This window comes from Streptomyces sp. NPDC002784 (genome assembly GCF_053592135.1).
Genome location: NZ_JBSFVD010000090.1, coordinates 1 through 5,052 on the forward strand (window position 1 = coordinate 1; position 5,052 = coordinate 5,052).

Sequence of the window (5,052 nt, forward strand, 5' to 3'; positions counted from 1 at the left end):
ACCCGCTGGAAGAGGTCGTACAACTCGTCCGGCACCAAGCGTTCCACGATCAGCACGAACCCAGGCTACCGACCTCGCCAATTGAGACGACCTCTAAGAAACCTCGCCTACCCCCGAAACCACATCCCACACCTGAGACATACCTGGCCGTTTCCACCGCCGCGGAACCGCACATTCCCCTTGCCGAGATACTGCGCCGTGCCCCATGGCGGGCGTGACGTTTTCGTCACCAAGGGCCACAAGGGGACAGATCGGACGCCGCTCGCCGACCGGCAACCGCATACGCGCCTCAACGGCCGGAGTCTGCCAGTGGCTGCCGACAAGATCGCCGGCATGAGCCTGGTTCGTACCACTCCGCCGCGTCCGGTCGGCGTCGCCGCGGTCTTGCCCGAGTTGACTCCCCCGGCGCGGACAGCTCGTATGCCGCCTACCCGGCGGAGTTCTGTGACTGTGAGCTGGCTGATGCTCACGGCTGGAAGGTAGGCGGGTGACGCCATCCCTCCCGCATGGAGCTCGACGCCCCGGCGACCGGCTTACGGGACCTTCACTTGTGGCACCTGTCCGCCACCTCCGAATGTTGATCTTGTGAACGGTCTGTGTCAGACCCCCAGGACGCGTGTCCGCCGCCGTATGCGTGGGACTCGGCGGGCACGAGGGACGAAAGGGGATGACGATGGCTGAGACAAGCCGTCCTGCCACCGGCAACCACACCGCGACGGGTGAGGAGCCGGTGGGACAACTGGTGCAGCGCGCGTCGCAGCAGCTCACCGAGCTGGTGCGGAGCGAGATGCGGCTGGCGCAGACGGAGATGAAAGAGAAGGGCAAGCACTACGGCAAGGGCGGCGCCCTCTTCGGCGGAGCCGGCCTGGTCGGCTTCCTCACCGCGCAGGCGCTGGTCGCCACCGCGATCGCCGCCCTGGCGACGGTGCTGCCGGTGTGGGCCGCAGCCCTGATCGTCACCGTCGTGCTCGGCCTCGTCACGGCGGTGCTGGCGCTGGGTGGCAAGAAGGAAGTCTCCCGTGCCGCACCACCGGCCCCCGAAGCGACCCTCGACAGCGTCAAGGCCGATGTGGCCAAGATCAAGGAGAGTGCCAAGCGATGACCCAGCCGCCCCACGACGAACCCACCGCCCAGAGCCCGGAAGAACTGCGCGAGCACGTCGAGCAGACCCGCCAGGAACTGGGCGAGACGGTCGAGGCGCTCGCCGACAAGACGGACGTCAAGGCCCGCGCGAGTGAGAAGGCCGCCGCGGTCAAGGAGCAGGCGACGGCGAAGGCAGCCGTGCTGAGCGACCAGGCGAAGGCCAAGGCCGGCGAGGCCGCACAGCTGGTGCAGGACAAGCTGCCCGACCCGGTCAAGGAGAAGGCCGCCACCGCCGCCGACCAGGCCAGGGCGAAGGCAGAGCAGGCCCAGCACCTGTGGCAGGCAAAGGCCCCCGAGCCCCTCCGTGACAACCGGGGTGCCCTCATCGCGGCCGGCGCGGCCCTCCTCATCGCCTGCGTCCTGCTGCGCCGCAACAAAAGCTAGACCATAGAACGAGGAGAGATCCGAGATGAAGGCATCGAAGATCGCCTACAAGCCGGTCGGCCTGGCCCTCGGCGCGGTCACCGGCATGCTGGCAGGCGCACTGTTCAAGCAGGCGTGGAAGATGTTCGGCCACGACGAGGACGCACCCGATGCCACCGACGAGGAACGCCAGTGGGGCGAGATCCTGGCCGCGGCCATCCTGCAGGGTGCGATCTTCGCCGGGGTCAAAGCAGCCGTCGACCGCGGCGGCGCCGCCGCAACCCGCCGGCTGACCGGCACCTGGCCCGGCTGAGCCCTGCCCTCGTATCCGCACCAACCGCAGAACGTGCTCTGCCCCCTGACCTGCTGTAGCGAGTCAGGGGGCAGAGCCTTACAGCGTGAGATCACGGCACCCCGGCTGCCGCCCTGTGGCTCGCCCGGCAGGAGCTGCCCCACTCCACCCCGGTGGTCGGACCGTACTGATCCACCGAGAAAACGTACGGGACATGGGCAGGACGAAGGCCGTGGTGAGTATCGCGCTGACGGCGCTGGTGCCGGCTGACTGCGGCGGGGGCGGGTCCCCTGGCGCGAAGAGCGAGACCAAGGGCTCCGCCACACCGTCCGCCGAGACCTCCCTCGCCCGAAGGGGCCGTCGGTCCTGCTCACCGTCCCCTCCCAGTACGACCCGAAGCAGGGCTGGCAGCACACGCTGGACTGGACGCCGGAGAACTACTCGGCGCAGCCCCTGGTGGCCGTGGGCACCCGCAGCGACGCCGTCGCCTATGTGGACACCACCGAGGACGGGTACGTCGTCCAGGTGCGGGACGCGTCCACCGGCACGGTCCGCTTCACCAGCAGGCCCTAGGAGCCCCCTGCTCCCCTGGAGATGGACGGCCTGCTGGGGCCCTCGCTTGCAGCTGCCCTCCGTGGTGACGACCGTCCAGGACGGCCGTGAGTACGTCGGGCTGTGGGCCCACGGCGAGGTCGGCGCGGACGCCCTCGACAAGGGCAAGCAGTCCGTCCGCCTCCTGGTGTTCCCCGCCGACGCCTCGGGCAGCGCGGTGGCCCCGAGCCGCGAGATCGACATCTCGGTCGATGTACAGGCACTCGGGAGACGCAGAACACGGACAAGAAGGCCGTCGCCGTGGACGTCACGAACGGCACGCTCGACCACTGCGCAGGCGCCTGCGCAAAGGGGGTCGGCCGCATCAGGACCGACCCAGAGATGGGTGGTCTCCGACTTGACAGCGTGTCGATGCCCGGCGCCTGGGGCATCCACGATGCGGCTCCGCCCGGCGCCGAGTACCCGAAGGACACAGCGAACGGCGAATTCGTGGCGGTCAACGGCGGCCCCCTGTTCACCCGGTGGCAGGCCGGGTCCGGCAACTTGCGGGGTTGACCCTCTAGTTCTTGCGAGCAGCTACCAGGGCAAAGGAGAGAAACTCTCCAGCGTCTGCGGTGAGCATGTCGATGACCGGCTGGTTGGCATTCTGGCCGTCCGGCAAATGCTCGGCGCAGGCCTGGGTCCACAGCAGCCAGTCCTGCCAGGCATCTTGCTGCAGCCGCGCGGACGTGACCTCCACCAGTTCTGTGATCGCCCACTGAAAGCGCCACCACTCCGCCGTGTGCCAGGCGATCGCTTCCCAGCCCACCACGTCCTTGATGTGGGGCGGGATGGCTCCGAGTTCACGGATCTCCCGTGTCATGGCGGGCGTCGCGATGGCCAGTTGTCCACCAGGGCGGAGAAACCGGACCAGGTAGGGCAGGTAGTTGTCTGCCGTACCGAAGTACTCGAACGCGTCGACGCTCACGATGGCGTCGAAGCTCTCCTCCTCGAACGGCAAGGCGTGCGCCTCCGCTCGCACAGCCTCCACCTGATCGCCGACCCCTGCGTCGGCGAAGACGGCTGCCGCGTCCTCGGGGGTGAACCACAAGTCGGCCGCGACGACCCGGGCGCCATACTCGCGAGCCAGGAACACCGACGTGGCGCCCTTGCCGGAGCCGAGGTCGAGAACTCGCATCCCCGGGCGCAGATCAAGGTCCTGGGCGAGGTCCTCCAGCATCCACAACGGGTTAGGCCCCATGGCGAGGTTGAGCAACCAGCCAGGGTCATAGCGGGAGGAGCGCGGATAGCGGTCCGGACGTACGAGATCATTCAAGGCAGTCACGAGCACGAACCCAAGCCGATCATCCCTCCAAGCACAACCCGGTTTCGCCCTACTGACGGCTGAGATACCACTGCCTGCCGTCACGGCCCATGTGAGCCAAGTTGCGGGGCTGTTCTGTATCGCTGCCGACGCTGTGTACGGTCCCCAGGTCGCGTACAAGGGCATCCCGCTGGTGGGACAGCGCCTCCAGCGACGACGGGCGAGGCAGGCCGCTGGCGCGATGTGGCTATGCGGCGGGTTTCTTCAGTACCTCGATCAAGCTGGTCGCGCTGTCCTCGGCATGGCCGGCTGTTGTGCCTCGCTGGAAAACCTCCAGGACTGCCGTCGGTAGCGAGGTATCGACCCCCGCATCCCTGGCGGTCTGCAGGACATGGTCGACGCTCGCCACACCCATGGCGAGCCTTTCGATGTCGCCCGGGTACTCACTCGCGTCGATCCGCTGTGTGTAGAAGGTCAGGAAGTCCGGCATTCCCGACAGTACGGATGATGCAGACGGCAGGATTTCCTCGGCAGAGACGCCGTGGGCATCCGCCAGTGCGAGGGCGTGCAGCCAGCCGAGCACCGTCGTCCAGAACAGGTCCATCCCGACCTGGTAGTACAACGCAGCCAGCCCTGGGTCCTCGCCGCGGTAGTCCGTGCCGGTGAGCACCTCCAGGGCCTCCCGGTGCGCGTCGAATACCTCCTTGGGCCCGCTGTAGAAGGTGGAGCACCCGGGCTGCCCGATGCCCGGGGGTGAAGCCTGCACACCTCCGGTGAGATACCGGGCACCGTGTCCTGACGCCCACCGCGCAGCGCTGCGGGCACTCTCGGGCGTGTCCGAGCTGAGATTGACGAGGACCCGGCCGGACAGCGCGTCGGTGGCCGGCTCAAGAACGGCGTACATCGCATGGTGGTCCGTCAGGCTGAGGATCACCAGTTCGCTCGCGGTGAGCGCGTCGTGGACCGTGGCGGCCCGATGGGCTCCCGCGCCCACCAGCTCGTCTGCCTTGCCCGCGGCCCGGTTCCAGACGGTGACCCGGTAGCCCTCGCCGAGGAACGCGCTCGCCATCGCACGTCCCATTGGTCCGAGCCCAATGACCGTCACATCGTGTTTGCTCATGACACCCCTCACCATCACATCAAAGTCTGAACGCTTATCCGGGTGAGACTTGAACGAACGTGCCGCTCCGTCACCGAACGACCTGTGCCCACACCTTCGAGGCCGGTGGCCACCGCAACCTGTCGCGAGCGGTTTGACGGTAACGACGACCATGGACCGATCCCGCCGGAACGTGCGCCTCGGAACAGCTGTCGCATTACGCGTTCTGTGCCGACTTTCGGAGCACTTCGGTCAGGGCCGAGATGCTGTGGTCGCCGTGACCCGCCGCAGCCGCCCGCT

General features: G+C 67.9%; 6 protein-coding genes. 4 read left to right on the plus strand and 2 right to left on the minus strand.

Annotation, left to right across the window (positions count from 1 at the left end; translation table 11 throughout):
* Positions 1–673: 673 nt before the first annotated feature.
* The 4 genes from ACWD1Z_RS36465 to ACWD1Z_RS36480 all read left to right on the plus strand — a co-directional run bounded on the left by ACWD1Z_RS36465 (position 674) and on the right by ACWD1Z_RS36480 (position 2,905).
* On the plus strand, positions 674–1,102 hold the full coding sequence (locus tag ACWD1Z_RS36465; RefSeq protein ID WP_451125073.1) for a phage holin family protein: 429 nt from the start codon (positions 674–676) through the stop codon (positions 1,100–1,102).
* Complete coding sequence (locus ACWD1Z_RS36470) at positions 1,099–1,527, plus strand: DUF3618 domain-containing protein (protein ID WP_451125075.1); 429 nt, start codon at positions 1,099–1,101, stop codon at positions 1,525–1,527. The genes ACWD1Z_RS36465 and ACWD1Z_RS36470 overlap by 4 nt, the downstream gene beginning before the upstream one ends.
* 25 nt (positions 1,528–1,552) lie before the next feature.
* Positions 1,553–1,819, plus strand: coding sequence for a DUF4235 domain-containing protein (locus ACWD1Z_RS36475; protein ID WP_451125077.1), 267 nt, complete (start codon positions 1,553–1,555; stop codon positions 1,817–1,819).
* An 831-nt stretch (positions 1,820–2,650) separates the two neighbouring features.
* A complete protein-coding gene (locus tag ACWD1Z_RS36480) occupies positions 2,651–2,905 on the plus strand; it encodes a hypothetical protein (protein ID WP_451125079.1) in 255 nt (84 codons plus the stop codon).
* A gap of 4 nt (positions 2,906–2,909) precedes the next feature.
* Here ACWD1Z_RS36480 and ACWD1Z_RS36485 read toward each other — a convergent pair whose 3' ends face one another.
* Both ACWD1Z_RS36485 and ACWD1Z_RS36490 read right to left on the minus strand, forming a co-directional pair.
* On the minus strand, positions 2,910–3,674 hold the full coding sequence (locus ACWD1Z_RS36485; RefSeq protein WP_451125083.1) for an SAM-dependent methyltransferase: 765 nt from the start codon (positions 3,672–3,674) through the stop codon (positions 2,910–2,912).
* A 226-nt stretch (positions 3,675–3,900) separates the two neighbouring features.
* A complete protein-coding gene (locus ACWD1Z_RS36490; protein ID WP_451125081.1) occupies positions 3,901–4,773 on the minus strand; it encodes an NAD(P)-dependent oxidoreductase in 873 nt (290 codons plus the stop codon).
* Positions 4,774–5,052: the final 279 nt, after the last annotated feature.

What these genes read in the sequence shown, in the direction of transcription:
- ACWD1Z_RS36470 (WP_451125075.1), top strand. Translation starts at nt 1,099, where the DNA reads ATGACCCAGCCGCCCCACGACGAACCCACCGCCCAGAGCCCGGAAGAA.
- ACWD1Z_RS36475 (WP_451125077.1), top strand. Translation starts at nt 1,553, where the DNA reads ATGAAGGCATCGAAGATCGCCTACAAGCCGGTCGGCCTGGCCCTCGGC.
- ACWD1Z_RS36465 (WP_451125073.1), top strand. Translation starts at nt 674, where the DNA reads ATGGCTGAGACAAGCCGTCCTGCCACCGGCAACCACACCGCGACGGGT.
- ACWD1Z_RS36490 (WP_451125081.1), bottom strand. Translation starts at nt 4,773, where the DNA reads ATGAGCAAACACGATGTGACGGTCATTGGGCTCGGACCAATGGGACGT.